Below are 15,092 nucleotides of genomic sequence, written 5' to 3'. Positions count from 1 at the left end.
CCCTTACTTCCTCAATTCGAACGTCGTCGCGCCCACCTTGACGGGGGCACCGACGCGGATCGGAACCGGCGAGGCGACGCGATCGCCGTCATGCCAGGTTCCGTTGGTCGAATCGAGGTCTTGGATCATCCATTGATCGCCCCACAGCACGAGGCGAGCGTGGTGGGAGGAGGTGTAGTCGTCGCGGATCACGAGCCCGGATTCGCGCGACCGGCCGATAGTGAGCGGCTGATTGCCCAGCGGGATCTCGAGACCGGTCTTGGGGCCTGACGTGATCACGATGCGTGAGACGGCGGACGTCGTCGCCGGTCCCGTTGCGGGCGTCGAAGCCGGCCGCGGCGTGCGCACCGGCTCGACGGGTGCAGTGCGATCGTTCGACGGTGTCACGGGTGCGGGCACCGCCTGCGCGGGCCGCGGGGGAGTGTCGACCCCTTCCGCGCCGTCGGGAAGCTTGCGCGCCCGTACGCCGAACAGGTCCGAGCGCAGCGAATAGACGACGCCGAAGACGAAGAACCACAGCAGTACCAGGAACCCGATGCGCAGCAGCAGAAGCGTGATGTCGGTCATCAGCTGATCTCCCTCGCGTCGAAGATGCGCGTGGCGTCGTCCCGTGCCGCCGGGCGCGTAGGACGTGACTGCTGCGCGACGACGCGGAACACGATGCGGGTCTTGCCGATCGTGATGGTCGAATCGGGCTCCAGCGCACTGGAGGAGAATTTGACGCCCTCGAGCTTGGAGCCGTTGGTGGATCCGAGGTCGCGCACCATGCCTCGTGTGCCGTCCCACAGGATCTCCACGTGTTTGCGCGACGTGTTCGGGTCGGCGATGGTGATGTCCGCGTCGCTGCCGCGACCGATCACGGTGCGCGCTTTGGTGAGGGCGTGTCGTTGGCCGTCGATGTCGACAACTGCCCGCCAGGAGACGGAGGCCGCCTGTGCGGACTCGGATTCGATGCTCACGGTGCCCGTGGGCGTCGTCGAATCCGCGACGATCGTGATCGACAGCGGCCCGGCGAACGAGTACCCCTGCTGCTTCGCGTGCTTGCGCACGATCTGCTCGAGTTCCGTGGTCAGCGTGCCGCCGTAGTTCGACATCTTCGACTCATCGGCGGGCGACAGCAGCACGGTGAAGGTGTTGGGTGCGAGGATGCGATCCCGACTCACGACGGCTGCGTTCGTGTCCATCTCCCGACGGAGTGCGGAGGCGATCTCGACCGGCTGGATGCCGCTGCGGAAGGTGCGTGCGAAGGCGCCGTTGACGGCGCGTTCCAGGCCCTTCTCGAAGCTGTCCAGCAGTCCCACGTCTCTCCTCCGGCAGGGGCACGGCAGGCGTGCCGTACTGGGCCATGCTAGACGGTGAGGCTGGGACCGGCTGGGAATTCGGGTCACGATGGTCATGGGGACCTCGCGAATCGTGCTAATCTCAACAGGTGCTTCCGGAGCGATTCGGATGCGCGCGAGTGGCGGAATAGGCAGACGCGCTGGCTTCAGGTGCCAGTGCCCGAAAGGGCGTGGGGGTTCAACTCCCCCCTCGCGCACAGACACCCCCGGTCCTGTGGACCGGGGGTTCTTGCGTTGTACCGGGGGCTGGGGCCCATCGGCAGGGGCCTATAACCCGCAGATGCCGATGTGCACCGTTGGGCCATGGCGGGGACATGAGACCGGGGGAGATCTACATAGGGCGTTGATCCTCGACACGTCTCGTGCGCTTCGATCGCACGACGAACTCGTGTCGCTCGTTCGGGCGGTCATCGACGCGAACCCAGAAGACGAGAGCCGCGCGTTGGAGTGGAGTCCGGGTACGCAGACCCGCTCTCGATAGAGGCGTCCTTCGCCCTTGCTCGCGCTGCTCTTGGTCTGGCGAATCGCTCGGTTGAGGTCGCGCAAGCCCAGTTCGAGGGCTTGGGATATGTCGTTGTCGGTGCTGAGCCCGGTGTGGTCAGCAGTCAGGTGATCCCAGACAGTGCGGAGCTTCTGAACTCTATTCGTCGCTTCACTGGGCACTCGCATCCCTCTTGGGACCCACGATCCGTGTCGATCGACGGAATACAGGTGCTGGTCATCATGGTCGACGCTGGACGTTCGCGGGGAAGGATTTCAGTGTCGCCCGGGTCAGAGGTCCTCGGACGACCGCGGCCGTCGCAGACGAGATGAATCTTCGTCGTCAACCCGCCCCGCGACCGGCCGATTCCGTAATCAGCGGGCTCGTTCCACGGGTCGTTGTGATTCGACAGAGCCCCCCTGTGCCCGCGTCACGGCGGAGAGTCGTGCCATGCTGATGCACGCGCGCGATCGTCGAATCTATCGAGACGACCCGGTCAAGGGCCCCCGCCGCATCAGACTGTTTCTGCACCTCGGCGAGGAGCTTCTCCCACGTGCCGTCCTCGGCCCAACGCGCGAACCGCTTATAGATCGCGTTCCACTTCCCGAACCGGTGAGGCACATCCCGCCAAGGCGCGCCGGTACGGTACTTCCACGCCATACCCTCGACCGCGAGGCGATGATCCGCCCCACGGCCGAGACCGCCTCACCGAGACCGGCATCAACGGCTCCAGCACCGCCCACACATCATCCGAGATCTCTTCACGCGCCACACATCAAGACTCGCCGATAAAGCAGCGAAAGAACCTAATCAACACGTTTAGGGCGGTGATCATGATGGCTGTTGTCAGATGAGAGACCTCCGGGTCGAGTTGGAGATGTTTAGATCAACGCCTCGGACCGACGGATGTCTCTCATGTCGCACACTAATGCCGGGCTCACGCCCGCGGGTTGATGGATACTTGTTCGGCGCATCGGATCGGGCCGGGCCGTCGCTCATGTTGCCGCTGAGTTGGGGGCCTCGCGCACGTGGCGTGGCGGTGGTGGCGTCGGTTCCAGGCCGAGGGGCGCGCGGGGCTGGAAGAACGAAATCGCGCCCGAAGTCGAGCGTTCAGCAAGTATGGGCTCGGAGCGCTGTCAGCCATGAACGAACGCGCTAAGTGCACATGGCTACCTAGTCGACACGCCTCAGCCTTAGGCGCTTGGGTGCCGGAGGTGGGTAGCCTGTCTTGCGGGTGCGTGAATCACCGGCCCTCGCTTCAGATGTCATTGAGGCAGCAGACAAGCGGACTTCAGTGATCGTCGTTGGTTGAGAGCCGGTAGCACCGCGGAGGGTGCTGAGTTCACAGCCGTGACAAACTCGCACCACGCACCTTGGAGGTCACATCATGGTCGAGCGGCGGACCGCCTCGCTCAAGCAGCAACGCGCCGTAGAGACACGTGAGGCGATCCTCGCGAGCGCGGCAAGAGCATTCGCTCAGCACTCATACTCGGGCGCCCGTCTGCGAAGCGTCGCAACTGACTCGGGTATCAGCGAAGGGGCGATGTATTTTCACTTCGGCACCAAAGCCGAACTCGCAACCGCGGTGCTCGATGAACAGCAGCGTCGCATGGCCGAAGTGCTCGAGAGCATAGATCGTGAACCGGGTGCGGCGCTGGACAAGCTGCTCCTGGTCATCGCTCGGCTGGCCGATCTAATAGCGGCGGATGGCATCGTTCAAGGCGGGATCCGGCTAGCAGCTGATCCAAAGGTAGAGGTCGCCGATGCCGTGCGAGATCCGTACTTTCAGTGGATCGCGATTGCCCGATCTTTGGTGGAGCGCGGGATTCGCGACGGTTCAATAAGGAACGACCTAGACGTCGACGCCGCAGCGGAGTACGCGAACGTTGTGTTCGTTGGCGCTCAAGTGCTGTCCGGACTTGACGATGGCTGGGCGTCGTTTCCTGCGCGAACGGCTCGGCTCATCCCGTTCCTTAGAGGGGTGCTCGGCGCACGGCCTGAGGACTGAACAGCGCAATCAATTCTCGGTGTTTGGTACCCGCGTGCCGTGAGAAATTGCCGACGAAACTCCGTCCAACGCCGACCTATTTGGGGGATGCTCGGTGGTCACCAGCTTTCAGGTTCTGTGAGGGACGGCGTGCGGCAGGTGCTCATTCACAATCGTTGACAGACGCGACCTAACCACGCCCTGACGACGAGGGGCGACGTGGCGGCAGGTCTCAGCTGACGTTCGCGCGCGCCGCAGAGCGGTGAAAGCCCCGGGGAAAAAATAAGTAGCGTGCGTTGCTAGGTGTATGTTGTGGAGCATCGGGAGACGCGTCGGACCCGACGGCGCGGCTATCCGGCCGAGTTCCATAGCGGTTCGCCGCACGGATGAGGCTGGTCAGCGGCCAGCAGACGCGATGTCGTCGGTCGACGGAGACGTTGTCTTTGTTGCCGGAGTCTGGAAGGAAGGCTGTGCGAGCACACCCACACTTGAGTCCGCGATCCCACGTAGGCCAGCCCTGGAGCAGAGGTCACGTCGAGATGGGGCAGCTCGCTTTGCCAGTCGGGCAGCGAAGATCCGCAGCGGCGAGCTTCCAAGAAGCCCAACTGTTGGCCGCGCGCGGGCGGCGATTGACGCTATTGCTGCCGCGAAACTCAGAGGAGAGCGTTCCGTGACAGTCCTTTCCTTTCGGGCAGAGTCGGCACTTGATGGAGCTGTGCAAGCCACGGAAGTGCACAAGCGGCACGTTGAAAACGTGTGGCTTGATTCGGCTCGAGCCGTGTCTGCGTACACAGTGGGAGCTGTCTTCAAGGTCCCGACGGACACGGCCGGCCATGGACGACTCGTCGAACTGATTGAAGTTCAGCGGCAGGTCGGCATGCTTCAACTTGCGCGCCGGACTGAGCTCCCAGACTCAGACGTGTTCATCCTCAACCGATTGTCGTTACGGCTTCTGGGGCGCGCGAAAGCTCCAGTTCAGGGGACTGTGTACAGTCACCTTGTCAGCAGTGCTGCAACGGGACAGAATAAGCGGAACTTTCATCAACGCTTCGTCTTCGAGGCAAGAGATGGGGTGGTCGCGGCGGGCCGCTCTCATGCCACCTTTCTCCCTCGAACGTTGTATCTGCGTCTCCGTGCCACGGCGAACCTGCACGCGGATCCAGTGAAAGCCGGTGCCACCGGGCATGAGCCACTCGTATTGAACGTTAACGACCCCGTGCTCTTGGACCACGGCTCCGACCACGTTACGGCGATGCAGATCATTGTGGGAATCGAGGAGGCTCTGCGCCGACGGGATCCGCGTGGAGAGTTGACCGCGATACGCCTAAGTTTCGACAACTATATCGAGCTTTCTCCTCGCCCTATGCTCGCGATTGCAGCCGGCGCGCGGGGGAGATTCTCGGGCCAAGTGCGACAGAACGGCGTCGCAAGAGCCTCTTTCGTGGCTTCGGTCGCGCAGGCCGACGTTGTAGGGCCAGCATGAGGGATGCTCCAACGAGCGACCGCGGGGAGTGCACAGACCCGGGAGCGAGAGCGCAGGTACATCAGCAACCCGTCGTTGTGGTGACTGGTGCTTCCGGCGGGATCGGTGCGCACATCTGCGAAACCCTGAGTTTAGAAGGGTATGCCGTAGTCGCTCAGTTCGCCTCGAACCGTCGCCGCGTCGATGAGCTTGCTCGGGTCCTGCGGCTGCGCGGCGGCGCATGCCTTCCAGTTGAGGCTGACCTGACTACCTCTGCTGGCATCGACGGTGTCGTCGCCGCCGTGTCGGGGCAACTCGTCGCAAGCCCAGGTGCCCGACTCCTGGCACTAGTCAATAATGCGGCGTGCATGCAAGGTCCGTCGTTCTCAACGGCCACTCTGGAGGCCTTCGACCGATTCGTGGCCCTAAATGTCAGGGCTCCATTCCTGCTGACGCAAGCGCTGTCGAATGTCATGTGTGCTGGCGCATCGATCGTGAACATTTCATCAGCGAGTGCGCACATTGCGAGTGGGAGCGATCCGATCTATGCCATGACGAAGGCAGCTCTTGAATCGCTGACTCGAAATTTGGCTATCGAGCTCGGGCCGCGCGGTATACGTGTGAATGGCGTTATTCCGGGATACACCGACAACGGCAACGCTCTGTTTCGGGATCCACGTGCGCGCAAGTACATGGGGGCGATGTCGGTACTGGGCGGCGTCGCATCGCCCTCAGCGGTCGCCGACGCTGTCCAATTCCTTGTCTCCGACAGGGCAGCTCGAACCACCGGCACTTTCCTCGACGTAAGCGGCGGCATGACCCTGCATCCTCGCGCTTCGGCGAACGGCGGGGTGCGCGACGCCGCCCAGATCCCATCTGACTCTTAGGGAGCATGACAGGACACTCTGCCGCCCGCGCCACAACTGGGGTGTCGCATCGGGTCGCACAGCACTGAGGGACATTTGTAAGTCAGGTACTTGACTATATATCGACCGCTTGGCTAGCTTGTTCACATCGGGTGCGGAAGAGCCGCCACCCAAGGAGCCAAGGGGGCTGGATATGTCATCACGTGCACGCAGGTCGGGTCGCAGCCGGATCGCGACGTTCGCTGCCGCAGTAGCAGTGGGCTTGGTTGCAACTATCGGGGTCGCAGTCCCGGCAAGTGCGGCCAACTCTCCCGGGTGCGCAAGGGGATACACGTGTCTCTACTCGGGGTATGACTACACCTGGGACGTGATGCAGACGCCCTTGAGCTACACTGGCCAGCTGGGATTCCTTAACTGCATCGACCAGTTGACCCGCTACAGCTACAACGACGTAGTGTCTTCGGTGTACAACGCGGGCTACACCGACCGTGTTTACCTCTACGAGCACGAGTTTCAACTCGGGAAACGAGTTTCGTACGTGGTAAGCACAGGGTCCACGAACCTCGGGAACTGGAACGATAAGATTTCTTCGACGTACTTCGAGTCGGTTCTTAACAAGAAGAACACCAGCACGTGCCGCTAGAATTCAATTCGGCCACGCGACGCGCCGGCGTATTCCTCGGAACCGGTGTACTTCTGCTGGGCGCACTTACCAGTTGTGTGAGCGAACCGCAGGGCACCCCGAATGCTCAGTCGGTGAAGAACCAGGCTCAATGGACTCTTCCGCTCGACGAATTTGCGACGGAGAACACACAGTTGCAGAATTACGCCGAGCAGTTGCTCGTCGGCAAGTGTATGTCTTCGCTCGGCTACGACTGGGTTGTGCCATGGCAGGACCCGGATTTTCCGGCTCCGCCAGATGTTAACGCGGCGGGATTGCGGCTCTTTGACGTTGCCATCGCTGGAAAATGGGGCTATCACTTCGCACCATCTACGAATCCGGAACAAACCCAGGCCTGGTCCGACTATGGCGAACATGTGCGTTCTCTGGCGACCGAACCGAACTTCGATAGTTCTTTCGACTCCTGCATCGAGGATGCCCGCGATGGTGACGATATTCTCGCAGAGCAGGATGGAAACAACTTTCTCTCGGGGCTCGGGATGCAGGCGACGAGCGTAGCTGAGAGCGATCCTCAAGTCGCGGACGCTCTCAAGGAATGGCACCAGTGCCTAAGTTCGGCCGTCGATTTTACGGTCGGCAAAACGCCATGGGAGGGCCTGCTTCCCGATTCGGTGCTTCAGCGATTTGGACTTGTGGGCGAGCAGCTGAGTGAGACTGCATCTGCCGAGGAGATCGCGGTCGCTACGGCAGATGCAGAGTGCCGCGAATCTAGTCAACTGAGCGAGAAGCTATACAACATCGAGTGGGCCGAACAGCAGAAGCTTGTCGACGAGAATCGCGACAAACTTGAGGCCATTCGCGCGGCGGGGATTGCTCGAAACGACAAGAGCCGCGAGATCGTCGCAGAGAATGCGCCTCCAGCGCCGTGATGGGTGCGTCGTTCCGGTCAGTCATGGAGTGGATGACATTGGCGGAGAGTCCGTGAGGGCAAGGTGAAGGTGCAGAGTAAGAGTCGCCGACGGACATGGATGACGGTCGTGGCCGCCGCAAGCGCTGGTGCACTTCTCGCCGGAGGGTGGACTCTAGCTGCGCTGTTCCAATCGCCCGCTCAGCAAGAAGCGAATGCGCGGCCTCCGGTAGCCAAGCCGACTTTCGCCGCCGTACGTGAGGGAGAGCTCATCGACCGACGAACGTTCATCGGTGATGTCGGGCCATCTTCGCGAGTAGCGGTGCTCCTGCAGGCACCTGCGGACGCCGGAATGGCTGTTGTTACTGGTCACCCCGTGGAGTCCGGTGCTTCCGTCGAAGCATCAAGCGTGCTCACTGAAGTCAATGGCCGACCGGTGTTCGTCGCACAGTCGACCTTTGCGTTCTATCGCGATATGGGTTGGGGGGACAGCGGACCAGATGTCGAGGCTCTCCAGCGAATGCTCGCGAGCCGAGGATATGACGTAGTGGCCGACGGTTCATACGGTGCCGAGACCGCGACAGCGGTCTCGGCCTTGTATCGCGACAGCGGTTATGTCGCGCCACTAAGAAAGCGGGCCGACGCTAGCGGAGCGTCGGTGGAGCCCTCTGCGACACAGGGCGCGTCATCTGACCCAGCGGCGGAACCAGTTACGGAGGCGTTCCTACCACTCGCAGAGATCGTGACCATGCCGTTCGGAAAAGCGACTGTGTTGCAGGGCATTGCTCTCGGAGCGCATGCGGGCAGTTCATCAGGTGCCGACCTCGTGCTGGGTTCGACGGACGTAATCGTCACGGTGTCAGGATCACCAGCGGAGACGAGCGGACTCACCACTGGTGCGCGCGCGACGGTGACGCTATCCGGTGCTGAAGTTGAGGCCACTATCGGGCCGATGGAGCCGATCCCTGTGTCGTCGGGCGCAACGAACACGGGCGGCACTACCGATACAGCCTCGTCCCCGAAAGTGCAGTTCGTCGTGACCCCGGTGTCGCCTTGGGAAGGTGGGACGAGCGAACCCACGGCTCGTGTAACGGTGGACACCATCGTTGCGGAGAACGCCTTGCTTGTGCCCGTGATCGCGGTTGTTGAACGCGGATCGGATGACTTCGTCGTTGTCGTTGAAGGGAACGACGGCGAGCTAGATGAGGTGCCTGTGGTGGTAGTCACCTCGCTGGATGGCGAGGCAGCAGTTCAGCCGGTGATAGCTGGCACGTTGGCCGCAGGCGGGAAGGTCCGCGTGGGTTGAGATGGCTCTGATCGAGTTGCGCGGCGTATCGCGGGTGTATCAATCCCGCCGCGAGCCACCTGTTCATGCTCTCGCTGGGATCGATCTGGTCATTAATGAGGGGGAATTTGTTGCAATCGTCGGGCCGTCTGGAGGGGGAAAGACGACCCTCATGAACATCCTTGGGATGCTGGACGTCCCGACTGGCGGAGAGTATCTGATGGACGGGGAACTCGTATCAGAGAGCGATTCGCGCCGACTCGCTACGCTGCGGTCGCAGAACATCGGGTTCGTGTTTCAAGCATTTCACCTTCTGCCCGGGCGCCCAGCGTACGACAGCGTGGAGCTCAACCTTCTCTACCGCGGAGTGCAACGCGATGAGAGGCGCCGTGCGTCGTTGCGGGCGCTTGAGGCAGTGGGACTGGGTGACCACAGCCGGCAGGACACCTCTACTCTGTCTGGCGGACAGCGCCAGCGGGTCGCGATTGCTCGCGCCGTGGCTGGCGACGCGCGACTGGTGCTCGCCGATGAGCCGACCGGAAATCTCGATTCAGTGAACGCCGAGCTCGTCCTCCAGGAATTGGTGAGACTGGGTTCGTCTGGTGCCACCGTTATCGTGGTCACTCACTCTGCTGAGGTGGCGGCACTCGCGCGACGGACCATTCGAATAGCAGACGGTCGCGTGGTGTCAGACTCAGTCGCCTCTCCCGACGTGCCACTTCTGACTGCCGGAACTGAACCCGACGCGGCTTACGACCTTCCCGCCATCTCATCGACTGACGCACCTGTAGAGCAGCTTCGGCATCGCCACGATAAGGCTGCTCGCAACAGCAAGCTACGCGTGGTTGATCTACTAAGAGACGCCTGGGCCTCTGTGACGAGTCGCCCGATGCAGACGACGGGCCAGGCAGTTGCAGTGGCCGTGGCCGTCGCGCTGGTCATCATCACACTCGGGCTCTCCGCGTCGGCACGCTCACAGGTGGCTGCAACTTTCGATGCGCATCTGAACCGTGAAGTGACAGCTCAATGGGCGGGCGCGACACCGCACGCCCCACTCCTGAGCTCAGTTCCCGACGCCATCGCCGACGTAGCCGGCGTTCAATCTGCAGCCGTACTCATAGATCTCAATCCGAGCATCGTGAAGACCTTCGCCGAGAGCCGCACGGTGCGCCCCCACATCGCGGTCGGTGATCTCGAAACCGCCGCTCGTGTCGACGTTCAGTTCGCTTCGTGGCATCGCGGTGACCTGGTTGAAGGAGAAGCCATCGTGGGTGATCTGCTGGCTAGTGACCTACAACTCGCGTCAATCTCTGCTGCACCGACGATCCAGATTGACGGCAAGCGATATCAAGTGGTCGGTCTCATCATCGCGTCGTCACGTCTCCCATTGCTGCGCGGCGAGATCATCATTGGGCCGCCGCAGGACCTGGACGCGCGCCCTTCTGCCGACGGCAACCTTCTGATTTCCACCGACCCGGGCGCCGCGCAACAGGTGGCTCGACAGGTTCCTCTCGTGGTCAATCCGTACCAGCCCGAGTCCGTTCGTGTGTCGGCGCCGACGGACCCGACGCAACTACGTGGTCAGATCGAGCAAGGGGTCCAGATCACGCTGACTGCCTTCACCTTGCTTGCTGTTGCTGTTGCTGTTGCGGCACTCATGAACGCGACCTTGCTCGCGGTCAACGCGCGTCGAGGTGAGATCGGGATGCGCAAAGCGGTTGGTGCGCGCGACCGTCACATTGGTGAGCTCGTCACGGTCGAATCTGCTTACGTTGGTGTCATTGGCGGAGTCGTTGGCCTGTTCCTGGGGATGGTGGTGATCCTGGCAGTGACGATTAGCCAACGGTGGACCCCGGTCTTCGACATCAGTCTCTTGCCATTGGCAATCGCCTCAGGTGTACTCATCGGCGCCACAGGGGGTGGGATTGCAGCCCTGAGAGCCGCGCGGATTCGTCCGGCAGACAATCTCCGTGCATAGCTGTCCCCGGCTCGCTCCTCGGTTTGAGGCATAAGCCGGTCGGAGGCACTGCTCTCACTGAAGGGCAAATCCTCACTAAAGTAAGTTGCATTCCTTACTTATGGGCATCTGATCGAAGGAGTCAACAAATGCCAGCGCACTACCGACCGATAACGCTCGCGCGCGCGGGGGAGCTTGCCGCCGTTGCGCATCTCAGGGCTGCCACCCATGCGGCCATCACGCCGATCTTCCAGGCTCCGCCTCGCGAATGGGATTTTGAGTCGAGCAAGTTCTCGAAGACGCTGGCGGCCCACCTCTCACAGCTGCCGACAAAGCTGTCCAACGCTCGAGGAACCTATCCCGCCTTTCTGGACGCGGGTCTGCTTGACGCGGAAACCCCAATCCGCGGTCTTCACCCACTCGAGCACTTGGTTCGCGAGGCACATGTGCTGGGCCTGCCGTTGACCCCCGCAACGGCCCCGGACCGATCGCCTATGTATGAGACGGCGGTGCGGAACCTCCATCGAGACTTCGGTCGCGGTGTCGCGATCTTGCTCGACGCGTCGCAATGGTTGACGGTGGATTCGTCAGCGCTGCCGGCCACGATGGCACGGCTGGGGATGACGCCCGCGGACATCGACATGGTCATTGACTATGGCGCAGCAGAGGGGCCGCTTATTGAGGCGGCGGCCGCGGCGGAGATCATCGCGGTGAACGCTCTTGGTGCGTTCCGCTCGGTGACGCTCGGTGGCGGATCCTTCCCGGATACCCAGGGCTTGGCGCGAGGGATCACGACGCACCCGCGTACCGACTGGTCGGTCTGGCGCAATGTCGTCACGAAGCTCAACAATGCGAGCCACGCCATCCCGGACTACTCGGACCGGCTTATTCTTCGTCCGGAGAGTATCGAGCTGAGTATCGATCCTCGGTTCATCAGCATCAGTGCGGCACTGAGATACACGACGGAGGAAGACTGGCTTTTCGCGAAGGGGGAGTTGTTCAAGGGGCCCGCGGGAACGAGTAGAGGTGGTGCCGCGCTCATGTCCCCGTTGAATGCACTGATTATGCATCCTGAGTACGCGACGCCGGTTCGCACACAGGCTGAGGACTGGATTGAAGCCGTGCACAGTAGCCAGGCAACCCCCGGGAACCCGACCAAGTGGCGGGAGTGGGGAACCGTCAGGCACTTCGAAGTGATGGAGCATCTTCTCGCCAGGATTCCCTGACCTTTACCCGCTCCCGCACCACGGTCCGCAGCTCATCTAGATCGAGCTGGGCGGCCAGGCGTTCCCAGAGGATGACCTTCGACTTGCTGCGCACGCCAGCCGCCCAGCCGCGTGCCTCGAGTTCTTCCAACACTTCGTCACGCCAGAGCAGGGTACACAGAGTGAATGCATCGACTTGTGTGTTCCAGCGGGCCTTGCGCCGGTGTCGCAGATCGACTTTGTCGCCTGCCGGTACGGCTTCGATAATTCCCCACCATGTGGGCAGAAACTCCCGAGCCTGCTTGACATGGTTCGAAGCGACCACCAGGTAGGCATAGTCAAGCACCGCAGAGTACAACTCGACCTGCTTGGGAAGGCGGCGCAAGGTGTCCGCAGCGCTCTTGATTTCATAGCCGGAGAATGAACCGTTGAAAACGGCGGTGTCCACCCTTACCGTACCGGCGATGCCTAGCTCGTCCACGATGCGAGTGTCCGCAGCTTCGTGTGCATGCAGATCCGCGAGCCACACGTGCAGGGCTGCACGCACGTCACTGTCTCGCACGCCCCGCCTCCAGCCTTGCTACTCCGCGGTCATGTACGCGGCCGTGTGCCAATCTACCCTGGTGCCAGGCGCAAGGGACGTGCGCATCGTGGGTGTTGGCGACTCCAACTCGATGTTGAACATGCCTTTCGGCGCTGCGCTTTCTGATAGCCGGCTCTCCGGGTTCGGTCAATAGCCGCGCGACGCCATCGAACAGGCTCCCGCGAAGCGCGCGGCTGACCATGGCCGAAGACCATGCTGGACCTCTGGCAGGGGACTGGGCTGGCGGGTCGCCCAAGCTCGACAACCTTGTCAGCATGTTCAAAGGTCTAAACGTCGGTGCATACGCTGCTTTGGAGCGAAACTGGAGCAAGGTTCTAAAAGCGGTGCCGCCGGGGACGGTATCGGTCGATGTTAGAGTCGTCACCGATCCAGCTACGGGGCGGCCAACGAAGTTCACCATTGATGAAGTGGTGAACGGTGTCCCCATGAGCTATACCTTTGAGCAGTAGGTGACTGTGTCCGAACAACAAATTCTGAACGACCTGGTCTCGAAGTGGGTTTCGCTCGCGCGCGAGTACGCAGGCGCTGCACCCGACGTCCGGGCCTACTACCTGTACGGCTTGCATGAGCGCGCCGGCGGCACGGGCAGCATGTTCTGTGTGCCGGTCTTTGACCAAGGTGGATCGATTGTCTGGGCTGCTCACCTCGCAGGAACCGACACAAGCATGGGACGCCAGCGGAGTGTCCTTAACTTCATGAACGAAGACCTCAGCGCGTCCACTGCGGCGTTCGACGAGGCGGGAATTCCAGCTCCGACTGAGTACAGGGTGTACTACGAACCCGCGAGTGGCAAGCTCGACGTTCAGCTCTCGCGAGACGTCGTCTACTACGGCTCGAACGACCTCACCCCGCTCGATGGTCTCAAGGCCTGGTTGGGCCCTCGCACTCCCGAGAGGTAGTGCGCTCCTGCGGCAGATGCGCCGCGATTTGTCGGTGACGTGTGACCACGCGGGGCACCGTCCGCATCCGGGTGGCGGGAGCTCCGAGCCGGAGCGTGTCACATCTGTGCGGCCCTGTGAACATGGGCGGACCGCACGTTAGCAGGCTCGAGCCCGCATCGTTTGTGGCGTCTGAGCGTCCCGGCCACTACGCGAAGAACGGCTGATACCGTGCGTGGCGGCGCGATGCGCCTGCCCGCGGATCGACCTTGAGTAGCTCAACCTCAACTGCTGCCGCGATGACCTGAGAGACCACTGCGGCCTTGTGATCCGGCAGTTTAAAACCTGAACACCGTGCATTTCCAGGTGCTGATACACAAGGCCATTGGCGAGGAATTCGTGGATCGCGGTACCTGGGTAGATGGGGCGAACCTCGCGAAAACCGTCGTTGATGACCTCGACAACGGGAACGTGCGCGCGAACTAACTCGAGCAACTCCTCGAAGCAGACGCCATATCCCCGAGGCTCGAAGTGTTCGAAGACGGCGTTCACCCGGTCGGTGAGCCAGTAGGGTAGCCAGGAAGCTGCGATGGAACAGATCGTTAGCAGTCTGGGAAGCGACATCCGCTACTAGCGGTCCGAGAAATACTCTTCTGGTCACACGCGTCATAGCTGGTGAAGCTGTAACGATTCGTGGATCAATCGTTAACGGCATACCGAGGATTGGAACAATGTTTATTCCATGAATTCACTCAAAGGTGAAAAGCTCGACGAGAATGCGCGAGGCCTCATCCGAATTGCAAGCGAGGGCCTAGGTGCTAATCGGATTGCGCTTCTTCAGCAAGCGAGCATTGCGTGCATAGTCAAGTCGACGGCCACGATGATTGATGTCGAGGTCTCTTCAGGCGTCCCTGCAGTCGATCTGCCTAACGGGCCACTCTCTGGCCAGAATCTGGTTGTCAAGAATGATGAGCTCGCTGGTGAGGTGATTGTTTGGGTGCGCGAAGGGCTGCTCATCGGTGTCGAGCAGTCGTGGTGCACGGACGTCCCTCCGACATCTTGGCCCCGCCCTGCTGAGATCGAGCGCACGACTTAGTTTGGCCGTGTGTGTCAAGAAGATGTTTGTGAGACTCTGGCGAGCGAAGTTGGTAGGAACGAATGGATGCGTGAGGCGGCGAACGACGCTGATCGGGAGCGCTGGCGTGCAGAGCACTTCCGCATGATGCGTGAAGTCCGCTCGGTGGACCGAGAGGAACCGAACTGGGACAAGCTCGCAGCAGCGGCTGAGGCCGGTGAGATGCACCCCGCCGAGGGCACAGCAGTGACGGGGGAAGCTGCAGCGCAGACCGGCCGCGATTTTCTGCTCGCAGCCACGGGCGCGGCAACCCTTGACGATGCGATGCGTGTCGCGCTGGGTCGATCGGGGCGGTAGGCGAGAGGCCTACCGCGCTCCCTGTCGGTTCAGGGCACTCCGTTGTTCACTAGAGCAACCAACGCG

General features: G+C 61.9%; 13 protein-coding genes, 1 tRNA gene and 1 pseudogene. 11 read left to right on the top strand and 4 right to left on the bottom strand.

Features of this window, described 5'->3' with window-relative positions; translation table 11 throughout:
• Nucleotides 1-3: 3 nt before the first annotated feature.
• Together ACI3KU_RS00420 and ACI3KU_RS00415 are read right to left on the bottom strand one after the other, a co-directional pair.
• Nucleotides 4-567 (bottom strand): FHA domain-containing protein, encoded by a 564-nt coding sequence (locus ACI3KU_RS00420; protein WP_404920308.1) that lies wholly within the window; start codon nucleotides 565-567, stop codon nucleotides 4-6.
• The gene (locus ACI3KU_RS00415; protein ID WP_404920307.1) at nucleotides 567-1,301 is read right to left on the bottom strand and encodes an FhaA domain-containing protein; all 735 of its coding nucleotides are present in this window, start codon (nucleotides 1,299-1,301) and stop codon (nucleotides 567-569) included. Before ACI3KU_RS00415 ends, ACI3KU_RS00420 begins: the two co-directional genes overlap by 1 nt.
• A gap of 152 nt (nucleotides 1,302-1,453) precedes the next feature.
• Here ACI3KU_RS00415 and ACI3KU_RS00410 point away from each other — a divergent pair.
• Nucleotides 1,454-1,537, top strand: a tRNA-Leu gene (locus tag ACI3KU_RS00410).
• A gap of 626 nt (nucleotides 1,538-2,163) precedes the next feature.
• On the opposite strand, the pseudogene ACI3KU_RS00405 reads toward ACI3KU_RS00410, so the two are convergent.
• Nucleotides 2,164-2,502 (bottom strand): annotated as a pseudogene (locus ACI3KU_RS00405) (transposase); the annotation flags it as partial.
• 706 nt (nucleotides 2,503-3,208) lie between these two features.
• On the opposite strand from ACI3KU_RS00405, the gene ACI3KU_RS00400 reads away from it, so the two are divergent.
• The 7 genes from ACI3KU_RS00400 to ACI3KU_RS00370 all read left to right on the top strand — a co-directional run bounded on the left by ACI3KU_RS00400 (nucleotide 3,209) and on the right by ACI3KU_RS00370 (nucleotide 12,133).
• A complete protein-coding gene (locus ACI3KU_RS00400; RefSeq protein ID WP_404920306.1) occupies nucleotides 3,209-3,829 on the top strand; it encodes a TetR family transcriptional regulator in 621 nt (206 codons plus the stop codon).
• A gap of 1,542 nt (nucleotides 3,830-5,371) precedes the next feature.
• Nucleotides 5,372-6,157, top strand: a complete 786-nt coding sequence (locus tag ACI3KU_RS00395) for an SDR family NAD(P)-dependent oxidoreductase (protein WP_404920305.1) — start codon at nucleotides 5,372-5,374, stop codon at nucleotides 6,155-6,157.
• Nucleotides 6,158-6,329: 172 nt separating this feature from the next.
• Nucleotides 6,330-6,779 (top strand): peptidase inhibitor family I36 protein, encoded by a 450-nt coding sequence (locus tag ACI3KU_RS00390; protein WP_404920304.1) that lies wholly within the window; start codon nucleotides 6,330-6,332, stop codon nucleotides 6,777-6,779.
• A gap of 113 nt (nucleotides 6,780-6,892) precedes the next feature.
• Entirely contained in the window at nucleotides 6,893-7,687 is a 795-nt protein-coding gene (locus tag ACI3KU_RS00385; protein ID WP_404920303.1) for a hypothetical protein, read from the top strand.
• A 387-nt stretch (nucleotides 7,688-8,074) separates the two neighbouring features.
• The gene (locus ACI3KU_RS00380; RefSeq protein ID WP_404920302.1) at nucleotides 8,075-8,971 is read left to right on the top strand and encodes a peptidoglycan-binding protein; all 897 of its coding nucleotides are present in this window, start codon (nucleotides 8,075-8,077) and stop codon (nucleotides 8,969-8,971) included.
• Nucleotide 8,972: 1 nt separating this feature from the next.
• On the top strand, nucleotides 8,973-10,928 hold the full coding sequence (locus ACI3KU_RS00375) for an ATP-binding cassette domain-containing protein (protein WP_404920301.1): 1,956 nt from the start codon (nucleotides 8,973-8,975) through the stop codon (nucleotides 10,926-10,928).
• Between the two features lie 128 nt (nucleotides 10,929-11,056).
• On the top strand, nucleotides 11,057-12,133 hold the full coding sequence (locus ACI3KU_RS00370) for a beta family protein (RefSeq protein WP_404920300.1): 1,077 nt from the start codon (nucleotides 11,057-11,059) through the stop codon (nucleotides 12,131-12,133).
• Here the strand turns inward: ACI3KU_RS00370 and ACI3KU_RS00365 are convergent.
• Nucleotides 12,087-12,641 (bottom strand): sce7726 family protein, encoded by a 555-nt coding sequence (locus ACI3KU_RS00365; protein ID WP_404920487.1) that lies wholly within the window; start codon nucleotides 12,639-12,641, stop codon nucleotides 12,087-12,089. The genes ACI3KU_RS00370 and ACI3KU_RS00365 overlap by 47 nt on opposite strands.
• Nucleotides 12,642-12,895: 254 nt before the next feature.
• Between ACI3KU_RS00365 and ACI3KU_RS00360 the strand changes: the two genes are divergently transcribed.
• The 3 genes from ACI3KU_RS00360 (at nucleotide 12,896) to ACI3KU_RS00350 (ending at nucleotide 15,026) form a co-directional block, all read left to right on the top strand.
• Nucleotides 12,896-13,165, top strand: a complete 270-nt coding sequence (locus tag ACI3KU_RS00360; protein ID WP_404920299.1) for a DNA/RNA non-specific endonuclease — start codon at nucleotides 12,896-12,898, stop codon at nucleotides 13,163-13,165.
• Between the two features lie 246 nt (nucleotides 13,166-13,411).
• Nucleotides 13,412-13,615 carry a hypothetical protein gene (locus tag ACI3KU_RS00355; protein ID WP_404920298.1) on the top strand — a complete coding sequence of 68 codons (204 nt, stop codon included), beginning with the start codon at nucleotides 13,412-13,414 and terminating at the stop codon, nucleotides 13,613-13,615.
• Nucleotides 13,616-14,756: 1,141 nt separating this feature from the next.
• Nucleotides 14,757-15,026 (top strand): hypothetical protein, encoded by a 270-nt coding sequence (locus tag ACI3KU_RS00350; protein ID WP_404920297.1) that lies wholly within the window; start codon nucleotides 14,757-14,759, stop codon nucleotides 15,024-15,026.
• Nucleotides 15,027-15,092: the final 66 nt, after the last annotated feature.

Origin of the sequence: Microbacterium sp. ZW T5_56 (genome assembly GCF_044987425.1) — a bacterium.
GTDB lineage: Bacteria > Actinomycetota > Actinomycetes > Actinomycetales > Microbacteriaceae > Microbacterium.
Note: the sequence above shows the minus strand (reverse complement) of the source record. Positions and strands in the feature narration are given on the sequence as shown.

What these genes read in the sequence shown, in the direction of transcription:
- ACI3KU_RS00420 (WP_404920308.1), bottom strand. Translation starts at nt 567, where the DNA reads ATGACCGACATCACGCTTCTGCTGCTGCGCATCGGGTTCCTGGTACTG.
- ACI3KU_RS00400 (WP_404920306.1), top strand. Translation starts at nt 3,209, where the DNA reads ATGGTCGAGCGGCGGACCGCCTCGCTCAAGCAGCAACGCGCCGTAGAG.
- ACI3KU_RS00390 (WP_404920304.1), top strand. Translation starts at nt 6,330, where the DNA reads ATGTCATCACGTGCACGCAGGTCGGGTCGCAGCCGGATCGCGACGTTC.
- ACI3KU_RS00375 (WP_404920301.1), top strand. Translation starts at nt 8,973, where the DNA reads ATGGCTCTGATCGAGTTGCGCGGCGTATCGCGGGTGTATCAATCCCGC.
- ACI3KU_RS00370 (WP_404920300.1), top strand. Translation starts at nt 11,057, where the DNA reads ATGCCAGCGCACTACCGACCGATAACGCTCGCGCGCGCGGGGGAGCTT.
- ACI3KU_RS00360 (WP_404920299.1), top strand. Translation starts at nt 12,896, where the DNA reads ATGGCCGAAGACCATGCTGGACCTCTGGCAGGGGACTGGGCTGGCGGG.
- ACI3KU_RS00355 (WP_404920298.1), top strand. Translation starts at nt 13,412, where the DNA reads ATGAACGAAGACCTCAGCGCGTCCACTGCGGCGTTCGACGAGGCGGGA.
- ACI3KU_RS00350 (WP_404920297.1), top strand. Translation starts at nt 14,757, where the DNA reads ATGCGTGAGGCGGCGAACGACGCTGATCGGGAGCGCTGGCGTGCAGAG.